The sequence below is a fragment of the Streptomyces sp. NPDC038280 genome (genome assembly GCF_055600045.1).
This window is the reverse complement of the sequence record NZ_JBVJYZ010000011.1, coordinates 155126-170191: the sequence shown is the minus strand read 5'-3', so window position 1 is coordinate 170191 and position 15066 is coordinate 155126. Positions and strand designations below refer to the sequence as shown.

At 71.6% G+C, this 15066-nt stretch carries 11 protein-coding genes; 9 read left to right on the top strand and 2 right to left on the bottom strand.

Going from position 1 to position 15066, the window contains the following annotated elements; all coding sequences use genetic code 11:
• Positions 1-53: 53 nt before the first annotated feature.
• The 3 genes from ACZ7J0_RS22500 to ACZ7J0_RS22490 are packed head-to-tail and all read left to right on the top strand — an operon-like array spanning position 54 to position 3099.
• On the top strand, positions 54-1352 hold the full coding sequence (locus ACZ7J0_RS22500; protein ID WP_470889982.1) for a ubiquitin-like domain-containing protein: 1299 nt from the start codon (positions 54-56) through the stop codon (positions 1350-1352).
• A complete protein-coding gene (gene rsmA, locus ACZ7J0_RS22495; protein ID WP_470889980.1) occupies positions 1349-2209 on the top strand; it encodes a 16S rRNA (adenine(1518)-N(6)/adenine(1519)-N(6))-dimethyltransferase RsmA in 861 nt (286 codons plus the stop codon). The genes ACZ7J0_RS22500 and rsmA overlap by 4 nt, the downstream gene beginning before the upstream one ends.
• On the top strand, positions 2206-3099 hold the full coding sequence (locus ACZ7J0_RS22490) for a 4-(cytidine 5'-diphospho)-2-C-methyl-D-erythritol kinase (protein ID WP_470889979.1): 894 nt from the start codon (positions 2206-2208) through the stop codon (positions 3097-3099). The genes rsmA and ACZ7J0_RS22490 overlap by 4 nt, the downstream gene beginning before the upstream one ends.
• Positions 3100-3216: 117 nt before the next feature.
• Here the strand turns inward: ACZ7J0_RS22490 and ACZ7J0_RS22485 are convergent, their stop codons facing one another.
• Complete coding sequence (locus ACZ7J0_RS22485; RefSeq protein ID WP_470889977.1) at positions 3217-4308, bottom strand: hypothetical protein; 1092 nt, start codon at positions 4306-4308, stop codon at positions 3217-3219.
• The gene (locus tag ACZ7J0_RS22480; RefSeq protein ID WP_470889975.1) at positions 4305-5366 is read right to left on the bottom strand and encodes a hypothetical protein; all 1062 of its coding nucleotides are present in this window, start codon (positions 5364-5366) and stop codon (positions 4305-4307) included. Before ACZ7J0_RS22480 ends, ACZ7J0_RS22485 begins: the two co-directional genes overlap by 4 nt.
• A gap of 138 nt (positions 5367-5504) precedes the next feature.
• Here ACZ7J0_RS22480 and ACZ7J0_RS22475 point away from each other — a divergent pair, with 138 nt between their 5' ends.
• The 6 genes from ACZ7J0_RS22475 to galT all read left to right on the top strand — a co-directional run bounded on the left by ACZ7J0_RS22475 (position 5505) and on the right by galT (position 15060).
• Positions 5505-7316: an ABC-F family ATP-binding cassette domain-containing protein gene (locus ACZ7J0_RS22475; RefSeq protein WP_470889973.1), complete on the top strand. Its 1812-nt coding sequence runs from the start codon at positions 5505-5507 to the stop codon at positions 7314-7316.
• Positions 7317-7567: 251 nt separating this feature from the next.
• Positions 7568-9418 (top strand): outer membrane protein assembly factor BamB family protein, encoded by a 1851-nt coding sequence (locus tag ACZ7J0_RS22470; protein ID WP_470889971.1) that lies wholly within the window; start codon positions 7568-7570, stop codon positions 9416-9418.
• Positions 9419-9434: 16 nt separating this feature from the next.
• The gene (locus ACZ7J0_RS22465; protein ID WP_470889969.1) at positions 9435-11126 is read left to right on the top strand and encodes an outer membrane protein assembly factor BamB family protein; all 1692 of its coding nucleotides are present in this window, start codon (positions 9435-9437) and stop codon (positions 11124-11126) included.
• 85 nt (positions 11127-11211) lie between these two features.
• On the top strand, positions 11212-13029 hold the full coding sequence (locus ACZ7J0_RS22460) for an outer membrane protein assembly factor BamB family protein (protein WP_470889967.1): 1818 nt from the start codon (positions 11212-11214) through the stop codon (positions 13027-13029).
• 211 nt (positions 13030-13240) lie between these two features.
• Positions 13241-13909: a helix-turn-helix transcriptional regulator gene (locus ACZ7J0_RS22455; protein WP_470889965.1), complete on the top strand. Its 669-nt coding sequence runs from the start codon at positions 13241-13243 to the stop codon at positions 13907-13909.
• A 107-nt stretch (positions 13910-14016) separates the two neighbouring features.
• On the top strand, positions 14017-15060 hold the full coding sequence (gene galT, locus ACZ7J0_RS22450; RefSeq protein WP_470889963.1) for a galactose-1-phosphate uridylyltransferase: 1044 nt from the start codon (positions 14017-14019) through the stop codon (positions 15058-15060).
• The last annotated feature ends 6 nt before the right edge of the window (positions 15061-15066 follow it).

Below are 15066 nucleotides of genomic sequence, written 5' to 3'. Positions count from 1 at the left end.
TGTAGCCGCGCTGCTTTGGAGAGTGACCGGAGCTCCGCTAGTGTCCGGGCCTCGTGAGCACCTCGCAGGGCAGTCACCGAGCTTCACGGGGCGGGCGCCGAGCCGCCAGGACCGTCGACGCACCGCCGTCCCTCCACGAGTACGACACGCAGGAAGCGGTCCTCGTCCCGGGACAGGCGGTGGCCCCGGCCCCCGCCCCCGTGGGCGGCCGGGCCGAGGCCCGGCGGGCCGCCCGCCGCCGCAAGACCGGTGCGGGCGGCGCCGAAGGGCTGCGCCGGATCATCCCCCAGGCCCTTGTCGTCGCCTTCCTCGCCGGCGGCACCAGCGCCTTCGTCGCCAACGACAAGGCCGTCCGGCTCAGCGTCGACGGCGTCCCCCGCACGATGCACACCTTCGCCGACGACGTGGACGAACTCCTCGCCGACGAGGGCGTAGACGTCGGCGCCCACGACCTGGTCGCCCCCGGCCCCGGCGCCGCCCTCGCCAACGGCGACGAGGTCGTCGTCCGCTACGGCCGCCCCCTCACCCTCACCCTCGACGGACAGCGCCGCCGCCTGTGGACCACCGCCCGCACCGTCGACGGCGCCCTGCGCCAGCTCGGGGTGCGCGCCGAGGGCGCCTTCCTCTCCGTCTCCCGTTCCCTGGAGATCAGCCGCAAGGGCCTCACCCTCGACGTGCGCACGGAGCGCACCGTGACCTTCATGGCCGACGGCCGCGAACGCGCCATCCGCACCAACGCCGCCACCGTCCGCGAGGCCGTCGAGCAGGCCGGCATCACCCTCAGCGGCCAGGACACCACGTCCGTGGCGCCCGACAGCTTCCCCCGCGATGGCCAGACCATCACCGTCATGCGGATCACCGGCACCAAGGAGATCCGCGAGGAACCCATCCCGTACGACACCGAGAAGACCCGCGACCCGTCGCTGTTCGCCGGGACCGAGGTCGTCGAGCGCCAGGGCGCTCAGGGCGTACGCCGGGTCACCTACGCGTTGCGGACCGTCAACGGCGTCAAGCAGAAGCCGAGGAAGATCGGCTCGGAGATCGTCCGCGAGCCCGTCACCCAGCGGATCAAGGTCGGCACCAAGCCGCTGCCCTCGTCCGTCGCGGGCGCCGACGGTCTGGACTGGGGCGCGCTCGCCCACTGCGAGTCGGGCGGGCGGCCCGGCGCCGTGGACGCCTCGGGGACGTACGGCGGGCTCTACCAGTTCGACCCGGGGACCTGGCGCGCCCTCGGCGGCAGCGGCGTCGCGCAGAACGCGCCCGCCGCCGAGCAGACGTTCCGGGCCAAGAAGCTCTACGTGCAGCGGGGGGCGAGTCCGTGGCCGCACTGCGGCCGTAGGCTGTACCGGTGAGCACCACTGAGTCCGACGTCCTCCTCGGCCCCGCCGACATCCGTGAACTGGCCGCGAAGCTGGGCGTACGCCCCACCAAGCAGCGCGGTCAGAACTTCGTCATCGACGCCAACACGGTCCGCCGGATCGTCCGCACGGCCGGGGTGCGCGAGGACGACGTCGTGGTGGAGGTCGGGCCCGGCCTCGGCTCACTGACCCTGGCGCTCATCGAGGCCGCCGACCGTGTCGTCGCCGTCGAGATCGACGACGTACTGGCCGGGGCGCTGCCCACCACGATCGCGGCCCGCATCCCGGCGCGCGCGGACCGCTTCTCGCTGGTCCACTCCGACGCCATGCAGGTCCAGGAGCTCCCCGGCCCGCCGCCCACCGCGCTCGTCGCGAACCTTCCCTACAACGTCGCCGTGCCCGTCCTGCTGCACATGCTCGACCGCTTCCCGACCATCGAGCGCACCCTCGTCATGGTCCAGGCCGAGGTCGCCGACCGGCTCGCGGCCTCGCCCGGCAACAAGGTCTACGGCGTCCCCTCGGTCAAGGCGAACTGGTACTGCGACGTCAAGCGGGCCGGCGCGATCGGGCGCAACGTCTTCTGGCCCGCACCGAACGTCGACTCCGGGCTCGTCTCCCTCGTGCGGCGGGCCGAGCCGGTGAAGACGACCGCGTCAAAGGCCGAGGTCTTCGCCGTCGTCGACGCCGCGTTCGCCCAGCGCCGCAAGACCCTGCGCGCCGCGCTCGCCGGCTGGGCCGGGTCCCCGGCCGCCGCCGAGACCGCGCTGGTCGCCGCCGGGGTGTCCCCGCAGGCCCGCGGCGAATCCCTCACCGTGGAGGAGTTCGCCCGGATCGCGGAGGCCAAGGCGTGAGCGTCACCGTACGGGTCCCCGCCAAGGTCAACGTCCAGCTGGCGGTGGGCGGCGCCCGCCCCGACGGCTTCCACGACCTCGCCAATGTCTTCCTCGCCGTCTCCCTGTACGACGAGGTCACCGTCACCCCCGCCGAGTCGCTGACGGTCAGCTGCACCGGGCCGGACGCCGGCCAGGTGCCCCTGGACCGTACGAACCTCGCCGCGCGCGCCGCCGAACTGCTCGCCGCACGGCACGGCATCTCCCCGGACGTCCACATCCACATCACCAAGGACATTCCCGTCGCCGGCGGCATGGCCGGGGGCAGCGCGGACGGCGCGGGCGCGCTGCTCGCGTGCGACGCGCTGTGGGGTCTGGACTCGACGCGCGCCGAACTGCTCGACATCTGCGCCGAACTGGGCAGCGACGTGCCGTTCAGCCTGGTCGGCGGCGCGGCGCTCGGAACCGGCCGGGGCGAGAAGCTGACGGAACTCGAGGTCGGCGGCACGTTCCACTGGGTGTTCGCGGTCGCCGACGGGGGGCTGTCGACGCCCGTCGTCTTCCGCGAGTTCGACCGGCTCACCGAAGGCGTGGCGGTCCCCGCCCCCGCCGCCTCCCCGAAGCTCCTGGACGCCCTGCGCACCGGCGACGTCACCGCCCTCGCGGGCGCTCTCGGCAACGACCTCCAGCCCGCCGCGCTCTCCCTGCGGCCCTCGCTGGCGGACACCCTCGCGGCGGGCGCGGAAGCGGGCGCGCTGGCCGCGCTGGTCTCCGGCTCGGGCCCGACGACGGCCTTCCTCACCAAGGACGCGGACGCCGGACGGACGGTCGCCGAGGCACTGCTCGCGTCGGGGACCTGTCGCACGGCACGGGTCGCCTCCTCCCCGGCGCCGGGCGCGCGGGTGCTCTGACGCGGGTGCTCTGAAAGGTCCCCGGGCACGGGAACGCGGCACGGGCACGGCCCGCCGCTCATGGCCTGGGGACACGACCTAAGGCGCAGACCCGGTCGTTCAGGTCCCGGTCGCCGCTCAGGCCCAGGGCGAGGTGGGGGCCTGACAGCCGTGCCGCTTCGCCGACCGGTCCGCGAACCGCTGGAGCGCCGCACGCAGACCCGGGTGGTCGAGGACCAGCGACGAGTTCTGGAACCGCTCGCCGCGCGTGCGGACCTCGTACACCGCCGTGTTGCCGGCGCCCGGGCACTGGGCCTTCAGCAGATAGTGGCCGTCCGGTGCCACGCCCTTCTCGGGCGGCGCGTACGTCAGGTCGAACCGCTTCTGCCCGGCGAACGGACCGTAGTACGCGCTGAAGTCGTACAGCGACGCCCCCTGCAGCCCCCTGAGCGCACAGCCCTCGACCGGCGACGGGGCGGCCACGGTCTCCACAGCCGTACGGACGCCCCAGCGCCCGGCGGCCGCGGCGTCCAGGACTCCCGCGCAGGTCCCAGAGACCCGGGCCAGCGGCTTGTAGTCCCAGGTGCTGACCGAGACGCCGACGTCCTTCACCGGCTTGCCCGGCCGTGCCTCGCAGCCCGTGCGGCGCGCGTACGACATCGTCGTCTCCGTCAGTACGGACGTGAGCCGGTCCCGGGTCCGCGGGAGGTCGAAGTCGCCCGCGCCGATCTGTGCCTCGACCGTCGCCAGCAGGCCGTCCCCCGGCTTGGTGCCGCAGTCGAGCAGCAGCGACGCGGTGGCCTTGTTCCGGTGGTCGCCGCCCTGGTCCGGGTCGAAGTCGAACGAACCGGTCCACCCGTTGCCCAGCGGCGCGGCGCGGTAGCCGGGGTCGACGAACACCCGGGTCGCGTCCGCGGGCCGGATGACCAGGTTGAGCCGGAGGTTGCCGTCCTCGTCGGAGTCGGCCGCGCGCACGCGGCAGTACCAGGCGCCCTGCTGGAGGTCGATCGAGGACGTCAGTTCGGCCTCGTCGAACAGCGCCCGCACCTGTCCGGCCGCCAGGTCGCCGTCGCAGACCGACTCCAGCGCCCGGTCGTCGCGCCAGGCGTCGTAGCCGCCCGACAGCCAGAAGAACGTGCCCGCCACGGCGACGACCGCCGCCGTCCAGCCGGCCGTCAGACGCACCCGCCGCCGACGCCAGTACCGGTCCTGGTCCCGGTCGTCGCTCACTTCCACACCTTCCCGAGGATCTTGATGTCGTGGCAGTCGGGGGACGCGTCCAGATAGCGGTCCAGGAGGGCGTCGACACGGGTCGGCAGGGTGTCGCGTCCCACGCCCGACACGCTCACCCGGTGCAGGGTCGTGCCCTGCCGGCAGGTGGCCCGCGCCCAGGCGGCGAGCTCGTAGGCGCGCCGGGCCTTCGGCGGCCGGCTCGTGCCCGCGGCCGCGAGCTCCGCGCCGTACTCGGTGCGCACCTCACCCACCGCCACGCCCCACCAGCTCGCCGACGACACGGCCAGCAGCTTCTCCTCGTGTGCGGGCGCCTGGGCGCGTTCCAGGCTCAGCGAGCAGCCCCGGGCCCAGGGCGGGGTGCCGCCCCTGGCGCCGTTCTCCTGCGGCTTCCAGTCGCCGGAGCCCAGATACGCGGTCTTGAACCAGCGGCAGGTGGCCGGCATCTCGTCCTCGTCCTGGCCCGTGTCGTCGGCGGGCGGCAGCTGCCGCACATCGGCCCACCTCACCGCCGGCCCACCGCAGCCGTTCCTGACCCGGACGTCGTCGGCGAGGGCCGCGACGGCTTCCCGCAGCGGTGCCTCGTCCACGGTGTCGTCCATGGAGACGTGCAGCGACGCGTGGACGCGGAAGGCCGTCACCGGCCGGGCGTACCCGGGCAGCCCCTTCGGGCAGGGAACGGTCACCTGGGTGCCGGCCCGCTCATGGGCCAGGGCCCACTCGGGCGGGTCCTCGTACGGCGAGCTGCCCGTGATCTCGCCCACCCCCACACCGGTCAGCGGCGCGTCGAGCACCGGCACCGCCGTCACCTCCAGCGACGGGTCCTTCTCGTCGTCGCCGGTGACGGTGCAGGCCACCAGACCCCGTGGGCCGGGACCGGTGCGCAGCTCCCACCACGAGTCCTTTGCCAGGACGGAACGCACTGCGTCGGGCGGCAGCACCCCGCCGCACGCTCTCGCCAGCACCTCGTCGTTGTGGTCGTCGCGCAGCTCGAGGCGCACGACCACGAGTCCCGCCACCACCGCCGCGAGGACCAGCACCCCGGTGGCCTGAGGCAACCACCGATGCCGCCGAAACCGCGACCACACCGACTCGGCCACCCCGTGCTCCCCGCCCTCGAACGATCACCGCACGCTATCGCACGGCGCGCGGCGTCTACCCTTGGATGTCGATCCATCCCCCGGTACAGGAGTGAAATGGCCGTCAACCTGGTCAATGTCGAGGCAGTCAGCAAGGTGTACGGCACCCGTGCCCTGCTCGACGGTGTTTCCCTCGGCGTCTCCGAAGGAGACCGGATCGGTGTCGTCGGCCGCAACGGAGACGGCAAGACCACCCTCATCCGGATGCTCGCCAAACTGGAGGAGGCCGACACCGGCCGGGTCACCCACAGCGGCGGTCTGCGGCTCGGGGTCCTCACCCAGCACGACTCCCTCGATCCCACGGCCACCATCCGCCACGAGGTCATCGGTGTCATGGCCGACCACGAGTGGGCGGGCAGCGCCAAGATCCGTGACGTACTCACCGGACTCTTCGGCGGCCTCGACCTGCCCGGCTTCCCGCAGGGCCTCGACACCGTCATCGGGCCGCTGTCCGGTGGGGAGCGCCGGCGGATCGCACTGGCGAAGCTGCTCATCGACGACCCCGACCTGATCGTCCTCGACGAGCCCACCAACCACCTCGACGTGGAGGGCATCGCCTGGCTGGCCAAGCACCTCCAGGAGCGGCGCTCGGCGCTGGTCTGCGTCACCCACGACCGGTGGTTCCTCGACCAGGTCTGCACCCGCATGTGGGACGTGCAGCGGGGTGCCGTGCACGAGTACGAGGGCGGCTACAGCGACTACGTCTTCGCCCGCGCCGAGCGTGAGCGCATCGCCGCGACCGAGGAGGCCAAGCGGCAGAACCTGATGCGCAAGGAGCTGGCCTGGCTGCGGCGCGGCGCACCCGCCCGCACCTCCAAGCCCCGCTACCGCATCGAGGCGGCCAACGAGCTGATCGCCGATGTGCCGCCGCCGCGCGACACCAGCGAGCTGATGAAGTTCGCCAACGCCCGCCTCGGCAAGACCGTCTTCGACATGGAGGACGTGACGATCCAGGCCGGGCCCAAGGTGCTGCTCAAGCACCTGACCTGGCAGCTCGGCCCGGGCGACCGCATCGGCCTCGTCGGCGTCAACGGAGCCGGCAAGACCTCCCTGCTGCGCGCCCTCGCCGACGCCGCCACCAGCCGGGGCGAGGCGCAGCCGACGGCCGGCAAGGTCGTCGTGGGCAAGACCGTCCGGCTCGCCTACCTCTCCCAGGACGTCACCGAGCTGCCCCCGCAGCTGCGGGTTCTCGAGGCCGTGCAGCAGATCCGTGACCGGGTCGACCTCGGCAAGGGGCGCGAGATGACCGCGGGTCAGCTGTGCGAGCAGTTCGGCTTCGCCAAGGAGAAGCAGTGGACGCCCGTCGGTGACCTCTCCGGTGGCGAGCGGCGCCGGCTCCAGCTGCTGCGGCTGCTGATGGACGAGCCGAACGTCCTCTTCCTCGACGAGCCCACCAACGACCTCGACATCGAGACCCTGACCCAGCTGGAGGACCTCCTCGACGGCTGGCCGGGATCGATGGTGGTGATCTCCCACGACCGGTTCTTCATCGAGCGGACAACGGACAAGACGTTCGCGCTGCTCGGCGACGCGACCCTGCGGATGCTGCCGCGCGGGATCGACGAGTACCTGGAGCGCAGGCGGCGGATGATCGAGTCCGCCGTCCCCGCCTCAGCCCCCGCGCCCGCCGCGTCCGACTCCGGCAAGTCGGTGTCCGCCGCGGACGCCCGCGCCGCGAAGAAGGAATTGCAGAAGATCGAGCGGCAGCTCGACAAGGTCTCCCAGAAGGAGACCAAGCTGCACGCCCAAATCGCCGAAAACGCCACCGACTTCGAGAAGGTCGCGAAGCTCGACGCGGAGCTGCGGGAACTCGCGGGCGAGCGTGACGAGTTGGAGATGCGCTGGCTGGAGCTGGCCGAGGACGCCTGACCGCCGTCCCGCATGGCCGTGGGGAAGGCGTGCAGAGGCAATAACAAAGGCATCACGGGCCGGTCCTCCCTTGGGAACAGGGGTGGACCGGCCACTTTTGCGCCATGGCCCGAGTGATAGAAAGAAGGCCCGCTCGACTCACGTAACACTGCGGAATCCATGTCCGATTCGCTCCTTTCCGGCGGTACGTGCGCGCCGGAATCGCGGGGGAGGCCGGTCGGTCAGCGGACCGCACGAAGGGGGAAGCGCTGATGACTCAGCCACCCAGCAATCAGCCGCCCGGTTTCGGAACTCCGCAGGATCCGCCTCCGGGCTCCCCGAACTGGGGAGACAAGGCGCAGGGCGTTCCTCAGCCGCCCGCGCAGCCGCCGCAGATGCCGCCGGCCCCGCCTCAGGCACCGCAGATGCCGCCGGCTCCGCCCCAGGCCCCTCAGGCCCCTCAGACTCCGCCGCCCGGCCCGTACGGTCAGCCGCAGCAGCCGCAGCCCGGCTACGGCTATCCCCAGCAGCCGCAGCCCGGTTACGGCTACCCGCAGCAGCCCGGCCAGCCCGGTCCGTACGGCCAGCAGCCCGGCCCCTACGGCGGTTACCCGACCCAGCCGCAGTACCCCGGCGCCCCCACCCCTCCCGGCGGTGGCGGTGGCAACCCCTTCAAGGGCAAGCCCGGTGTCATCATCGGCGCGGCCGTGGCCGGACTCCTGGTCATCGGCGGCGGTACGTGGTTCGCGCTGAGCGGTGACGACGAGCCCAACAAGCCGGTCGCCAAGGAGAGCACGGGCGCGCCCCAGCCGACCGGCTCGGACTCCGTCGACACGGGCGACGGCACCGGAGGCGGCCGCGACGCCGGCGACGACCTCAACGGCGGGCGCAAGCCCGGCGAGGCGAAGGTGCTCTTCCTGACGAAGAACGACGTCGACCTGCCCCGTAACGGCGCCGAGGTGTACGGCCCCTGGGTCGTCGGCGACACGATCGTCAAGGGCATGTACAAGGAGGTCGCCGGATACTCGGTGACCGACGGCAAGAAGAAGTGGAGCGTGCCGCTCACCACCGAGATGTGCCTGGCCGCCCCGAACGCCTCGGCCGACGGAAAGATCATCATCGGGGTCAACGACGGCCCCGGTGAGAAGGCGAACTGCCGCGACATCCAGATGATCGACGCCAAGGCGGGGAAGGCGGGCTGGAAGACGCCCATCCCCAAGCGCGGCGGATTCGTCGGCCTGACCGACTACACCCTCGCCCTGAGCGGGACCACCGTCGGGGCCGCGGGCATGAACAACTCCTACGGTTTCGACCTGAACACCGGCAAGCAGCGCTGGGGTCTGCCGACCTCCGGTTGCGAGCCCTACGCCTACGCGGGCGGCTCCCAGCTGATCGCCGCCGCGAAGTGCCGCACCTCCGACGTGAACAAGGTCCAGCAGGAGATCCACGGGGTCGACCCGGTCACCGGCAAGCCCAAGTGGAAGTTCACGCTGAAGCCCCAGTGGGAGGTCGACAAGGTCTACTCGACCAGCCCCCTGGTGGTCTCCATCCAGCAGCTCGACGACGCCAACAAGCGCACGAAGTGGGGCATCATCGCGCTCACGGACAACGGCACGCTGCGCTCGCAGATGCAGGGCGGCAACGACAAGTTCCGCGCCGACTGCCGCCACGACTTCATCATCCTGGGCCAGGACATCCAGGGCTGCTCCGGCGTCGCCGCCGACGCGAACACGTTCTACATGTCCACCGAGCCGACCCAGCTCACCCGGGGCACGAACGCCGTCGTCGCCTTCGACCTGAACACCGGCAAGCCGAAGTGGCGCTCTCCCGCCGGCACCGAGCGCACCATGTCGCCGCTGGGTATGGAGAACGGCAACGTCGTCGTCTACATGGCGCCGTCGTGGGACAAGGCGGGCGCGGTCGCCACGATCGCGCCGACCGGTGGCGCGCCGAAGGTCGTGCTGAAGCACCCGGAGTCGACCGTGGAGATCGAGAACGGTTTCCCCGGCGGTGCCAGGGCCGAGTACGCCGGCGGCCGCCTCTTCCTCCTCGCCACTCGGGTCAGCGGGCGCAATGACGCCGAGGAGAAGGAGACCAAGACAATGATGGCCTTCGGTAAGTGACGGTCCTTCGACTCCGATGAATCAGCCACCACAGCCGTCACCGCAGGATTCCCCGCCCCCCACGTACGGGCCGTACGGCAGCTTCAATCCGTACGGGGGCGGGAGCTCCGCGCTGCCTCCGCCACCGCCGGAGTACTCCCTGGCGGCCCCGGCGAACGCGGAGCAGGCCGACGACGCCACTCCTCAGCCGGCGCCGACACCGATGCCGCTGCCCGGTCCGGCGGCCGTACCCGGGCCGTCACTCGTCCCCGAGGCGGCACCCGCACCGGCACCCGTCCATGCCCTGGTGCCGCAGACCGCTCCCCGTCGCCGTCGTCGGCCGCTGATCCTGATCGCCGCCGTCGTCGCGGCGGTCCTGGTCGCCGGAGGGGGCTCCTGGTACGTCCTCGGCGGCCCCGGCCACAAGGACGACAAGGCGGCGTCGAACGGGAACACGGCGTCCACGCCCAAGGCCGGGGGCGCCCCGACGCTGGACACCGCGGAGGCCGACAGGGTCAACGCCGGCCGGGTGACCGGTGACGCGAGGATGCTGTGGCTGCAGCGGGGCGGTGTCGACGTGCCGCGCACCGGCGTGGACGTGTTCGGCCCGTGGGTCGTGGGCAACACGGTCGTCACGGCGACGTACCGGACGATCACGGCGGTCTCCGCCGCGGACGGCCGGGTCAAGTGGACCCTTCCGCTCGACGCCGACATCTGCCAGGCCACACAGCAGAAGTCGGACAAGAACCAGATCCTCGTCGCGATGCGGGAGGGCGGCGGCGCCACCGGCGACTGCCTCCTGCTGCGGATGATCGACCTGAAGAGCGGCAAGGCGGGCTGGCAGCAGAAGGCGGGCCCGGACGGGATGGACGGCGTCGACAGCGGCCTGTCCATGGCGATCACCGGTGACACGGTCGTCGCCGGCCGTGCGGAGTTCGCCGCCGCCTACCGGCTCAGCGACGGCAAGAAGCTCTTCGGCCTGCCCCCGGGCAACTGCTCGCCGTACCGGTACGCGGGCGGGGCCAAGCTGATCGCCGTGCTGAACTGCCCCAGCGGTGCGGCCAACAGGTACCAGGAACAGCTCCAGGAGCTGGACCCGGTCACCGGCAAACCGCGCTGGACCTACCGGCTGCCCGTCTTCCACCAGGTCAAGGCCGTCTTCTCCGTGGCGCCCCTGGCCGTCGTGCTCCGCGACCGCTCGGCCGACAAGGTCAGCGTCCTCGTCCTCGACGAGAAGGGCGCCAAGCGTTCCACGCTGAGCCTCGAGGGCTTCTACGAACCCGGCTGTTCGACCCGGGTCGGAGACGCGACCAACCTCCAGACCTGCCAGGTGGTGGCACGGAGCACCAGCCTCTACCTCGCCTCGGTGCCCGCCAAGGCGGGCGCCGGCAACGAGATCGTCGCCTTCAACCTCGACAGCGGGAAGATAAGGCGGCACATCGCCGCGCCGGCCGGGCGGATCATGGTCCCGCTGCGGATGTCCGAAGACGGCCTGCTGGTACGGCTGGAGCCGACGAAGGACAAGGGCGGGGCGCTGCTGGTCGTCAACAGCGGTCCCCCGAAGCCGCTGCTCCAGCTCCCGGCCGCCACCGCCAAGGCCGAGAGCGCGCTCGACGCGCCGAGGGCGGTGTACGCCAAGGGGCGCTACATCATCGTGAACGGCAGGGTCGTCGCCGACGACGACGCCGCGGAGTTGAAGAGGGAGACGATGATGGCCTTCGGCAAGTGACCGCGTCCCGGGCTCTCTCCCACTCGCCCTCCTCTCTCCTTCCTTCTTCGTCCGAGACCCAAGAGACTTCAGAGGTACGCACGCCATGACGCAGCCGCCCCCACCGCCGAACCAGCCGCCCGGTCCGCCGCCGAACCAGCCTCCGGGCCCGCCCCCGCAGGGCGGTTTCGGCGCGCCCCAGGACCCGCCGCCCGGCGGTTTCGGCGCCCCGACGCCGCCGCCCGCGGACCAGTCTTCGTACGGCTACCCCCAGACGCCGCCGCCCGGCCAGCAGCCCTACGGCTATCCGCAGACCCCCCCGCCCGGCCAGGCCCCCGGCCAGGCCCCGGGCCAGCCGCCCCAGTACGGCTACCCGCCCCAGCAGCCGCAGTACGGCTATCCGCAGCAGCAGGGCCAGTACCAGCAGCCGACGACGCAGTACCCCTACCCGGGCGCTCCCGCCGGCGGCAAGAAGCTGTCCACGCAGATGCAGATCATCATCGCGGCGGTCGTCGCCGTCGTCCTGATCGCCGGTGGCGGCATCTGGTACGCGACCTCCGGCGGTGACGAGGGCAAGAAGAACGACGCCAACGGCACCTCCGGCTCGACCGACGGCGGCGGCAAGGGCGGCAACGGCCTCGGCGGCAACGGCAAGGAGAAGGCGCCCTCCAACACCCAGGCCAAGGTGGCCTTCCAGCTGCCCCAGCCGAAGGTCACCGACATCACCGATGTCGCGGGCTCCTGGATCACCGAGAAGGCGTACGTGAAGACGAACGTCAACTCGATCGTCGGCCACGACCTGGCCAAGGGCACGCCCCTGTGGACGCTGCCGCTGCCCGGCCAGGTGTGCGCCACCTCGCGGCACGTCTCCAAGGACAACAAGACCGCGATCGTCTTCGAGGCCACCAAGCGTGTCCCGCCGAAGAACTACCAGCCGTGCACCGAGGTCGGCGTCATCGACCTGCTCACCGGCAAGCTGGTCTGGAGCAAGTCCCTGACCAGCCCCCAGTCCGGCGACGACAAGGTGCGCTTCAGCGAGGTCACGCTGAGCGGCACCACGGTCGCGGCCGGCGGCACGGACGGCGGCGCCGCGTTCGACCTGGCCACCGGCGCCCCGCGCTGGAAGCCCCAGGCGAACGCCGAGAACTGCTACGACATGGGCTACGGCGGCGGCGAGGCGCTCGTCGCGGCGCGCAAGTGCGGTCCGTACGACAGCCAGTACGTCACCATCCAGAGCCTCAACCCGCTGACCGGCGCGCCGGTGTCCCAGTACAAGATGCCCACGGGCGTGAAGTACGCGGCCATCGTCTCCACCAAGCCCCTGGTGGTGGCCGCCGACGTCGGTGACACCGCCGGCGACGGCAGCGGCATCTCGGACTTCTTCTCCATCGACGAGAAGACCGGCAAGCTGAAGGCGAAGATCTCGGCCCCCGGCGACCGCTACGCCGCGCGCTGCCGTTCGACCGAGGTCGAGACCTGCTCCAAGGTCGTCGTCGGCAACGGGCGGATCTACCTGCCCACCGAGGACCACGAGGGCTCCGGCGAATACGGCGACACCAACGAGATCGTGTCGTTCGACCTCGCCACCGGCAAGCCGACCACCGACAAGGCCGACGCGGGCGACCGCTACTCGATGTTCCCGCTGCGCATGGACGGCGGCAACATCATTGCGTACAAGACCCCGCCCTACGACAAGGGCGGCCAGATCGTCTCCATCGACGGCGGCACCTTCAAGCAGACGACCCTGCTGGAGAACCCGTCCGAGGCGTCCGTGCGCAAGGCGGAGAGCAGCTTCTCGGTGGACTACGCCGAGATCCTCTACAGCAACGGCCGGCTGTTCATGTCGGAGATGATGATCAGCAAGCCCCGCGAGTCGACCCTGGGCGACAAGGAATACCTGGTGCTCTCCTACAGCACCAGCTGACAGCGGTGATGTACGCGGCCCGGTGCGTCGGGATGAATCGATGCGCCGGGCCGCGCGTGTTTGCAACTGGCCCTGATTGGCGAAGAATTCGGCATTCTGGGGGGCTTGTGGCACGTAAAGGGCGCGCGGCGTCGAACAAGCGTGTAGCTTGCCGGGTCAACAGGGCTGGGGGGCCGGGGGGCCGACTCCAGGGGGATTGGGGGGTTGCTCGATGGGCGTGCGGCTCATGGTGGTCGACGACCACCGACTGCTCGCCGAGGCGCTCGCCTCGGCACTGAAGTTGCGCGGGCACCGGGTGCTCGCGGCGGCCGCTCCCACGGCGGGCGTGGCCGACCTGGTGGTGAGCAGGGCGCCCGAGGTGTGCCTGCTCGGCACGGCGGCCCCCGCCGAACCCGGGGTGTTCGACCCCATCGTCCGGATCAAGCGCGAGCGGCCGCAGGTGGCCGTGGTGGTGCTCGGTCCGGTGCCGAGCCCGCGCGGGATCGCGGCGGCGTTCGCGGCCGGCGCCTCCGGATACGTACGCCATGACGAGCGCATCGAGGGCGTCGAGCGCGCCATGATGAAGGCGCGGGCGGGGGAGACGGCGGTCGCGCCGCAGCTGCTCCAGGGCGCGTTCACCGAGCTGCTCAATCCGGCGGCGCAGCCGGACGACGAGGGGCAGCGACTGCTGGCGATGCTCACTCCGCGCGAGGTGGAGGTCCTGGTCCGGGTCGCCGAGGGCGAGGACACCCGGCTGATCGCGGCGGGCATGGGCATCGCGCCGAGCACCGCCCGTACGCATGTGCAGCGGGTGCTCATGAAGCTGGGTGTGGGGTCGCGGCTCGAGGCGGCCGCGCTCGCCGCCCGGACCGGCCTGCTGGACCGCGCGCAGAAGCCCTGACCATCCGGATCTCCCCGAGACGTCCCCCGGTGCGTTCTGTTGACTGTCGATGTTTGATTATGGTTCCTTGTGTGTGGTTCTGTTTGAGTGCCGCACGGAGGTATCCCGTGAAGAAGACCGTGAGCAAGCTCGCCGACGGTCGCGAGCTCATCTACTACGACTCCGGTTACGGCTCCGCCCGCGACCGCGTCGACCAGCGGCCCCTCGGACCCGTCGCCACCACCTCGGAGATCCGCCGCGACGACCTCCTCGGCGATCACGTCGCCATCGCCTCCCACCGCCAGGGCCGTACGTACCACCCGCCGGCCGACGAGTGCCCCCTGTGTCCCTCCCGGGGCGGTCGCCACAGCGAGATCCCGGACTGCGACTACGACGTCGTCGTCTTCGAGAACCGCTTCCCCTCCCTCGCCGGTGACTCCGGTCGGTGCGAGGTCGTCTGCTTCACGTCCGACCACGACGCCTCCTTCGCCGACCTCGGTGAGGAGCGGGCCGCGCTGGTCCTCGCGGCCTGGACCGACCGCACCGCCGAACTCGCCGGACTCCCGCAGGTCGAGCAGGTCTTCTGCTTCGAGAACCGCGGCGCCGAGATCGGTGTCACCCTCGGCCATCCGCACGGCCAGATCTACGGCTATTCCTTCATCACGCCCCGCACCGCCCAGATGCTGCGCTCGGCCGCCGAGCACCGCGCCGCCACCGGCCGCAACCTCTTCGACGACCTTGTCGCGCGCGAACGCGCCGACTCCGTCCGGGTGGTGCTGGAGGGCGAGCACTGGATCGCGTTCGTGCCGTACGCGGCCCGCTGGCCGTACGAGGTCCACCTGCACCCCAGGCACCGCGTACCCGACCTGCGGGCCCTGGGCGACGGAGCCCGCACAGAGTTCCCACAGATGTATCTGGAACTCTTGAGACGCTTCGACCGGATCTTCGGCACGGACGCGCCGCCGACCCCGTACATCGCCGCCTGGCACCAGGCGCCGTTCCACCACGGGCAGCGCGACGAGTTCGGGCTCCACCTGGAGCTTTTCACCATCCGACGCACGTCCGGCAAGCTGAAGTACCTCGCGGGTTCCGAGTCCGGCATGAGCGTGTTCATCAACGACGTGCCGCCGGAGGCCGCGGCCCGGAGACTGCGAGAGGTGGCGACCAAGTGAGCAAGG

Bases quoted from the DNA above. Each gene is read 5' to 3' on its own strand.
- ACZ7J0_RS22455 (WP_470889965.1), top strand. From the start codon at position 13,241: ATGGGCGTGCGGCTCATGGTGGTCGACGACCACCGACTGCTCGCCGAG.
- ACZ7J0_RS22475 (WP_470889973.1), top strand. From the start codon at position 5,505: ATGGCCGTCAACCTGGTCAATGTCGAGGCAGTCAGCAAGGTGTACGGC.
- ACZ7J0_RS22460 (WP_470889967.1), top strand. From the start codon at position 11,212: ATGACGCAGCCGCCCCCACCGCCGAACCAGCCGCCCGGTCCGCCGCCG.
- ACZ7J0_RS22465 (WP_470889969.1), top strand. From the start codon at position 9,435: ATGAATCAGCCACCACAGCCGTCACCGCAGGATTCCCCGCCCCCCACG.
- ACZ7J0_RS22470 (WP_470889971.1), top strand. From the start codon at position 7,568: ATGACTCAGCCACCCAGCAATCAGCCGCCCGGTTTCGGAACTCCGCAG.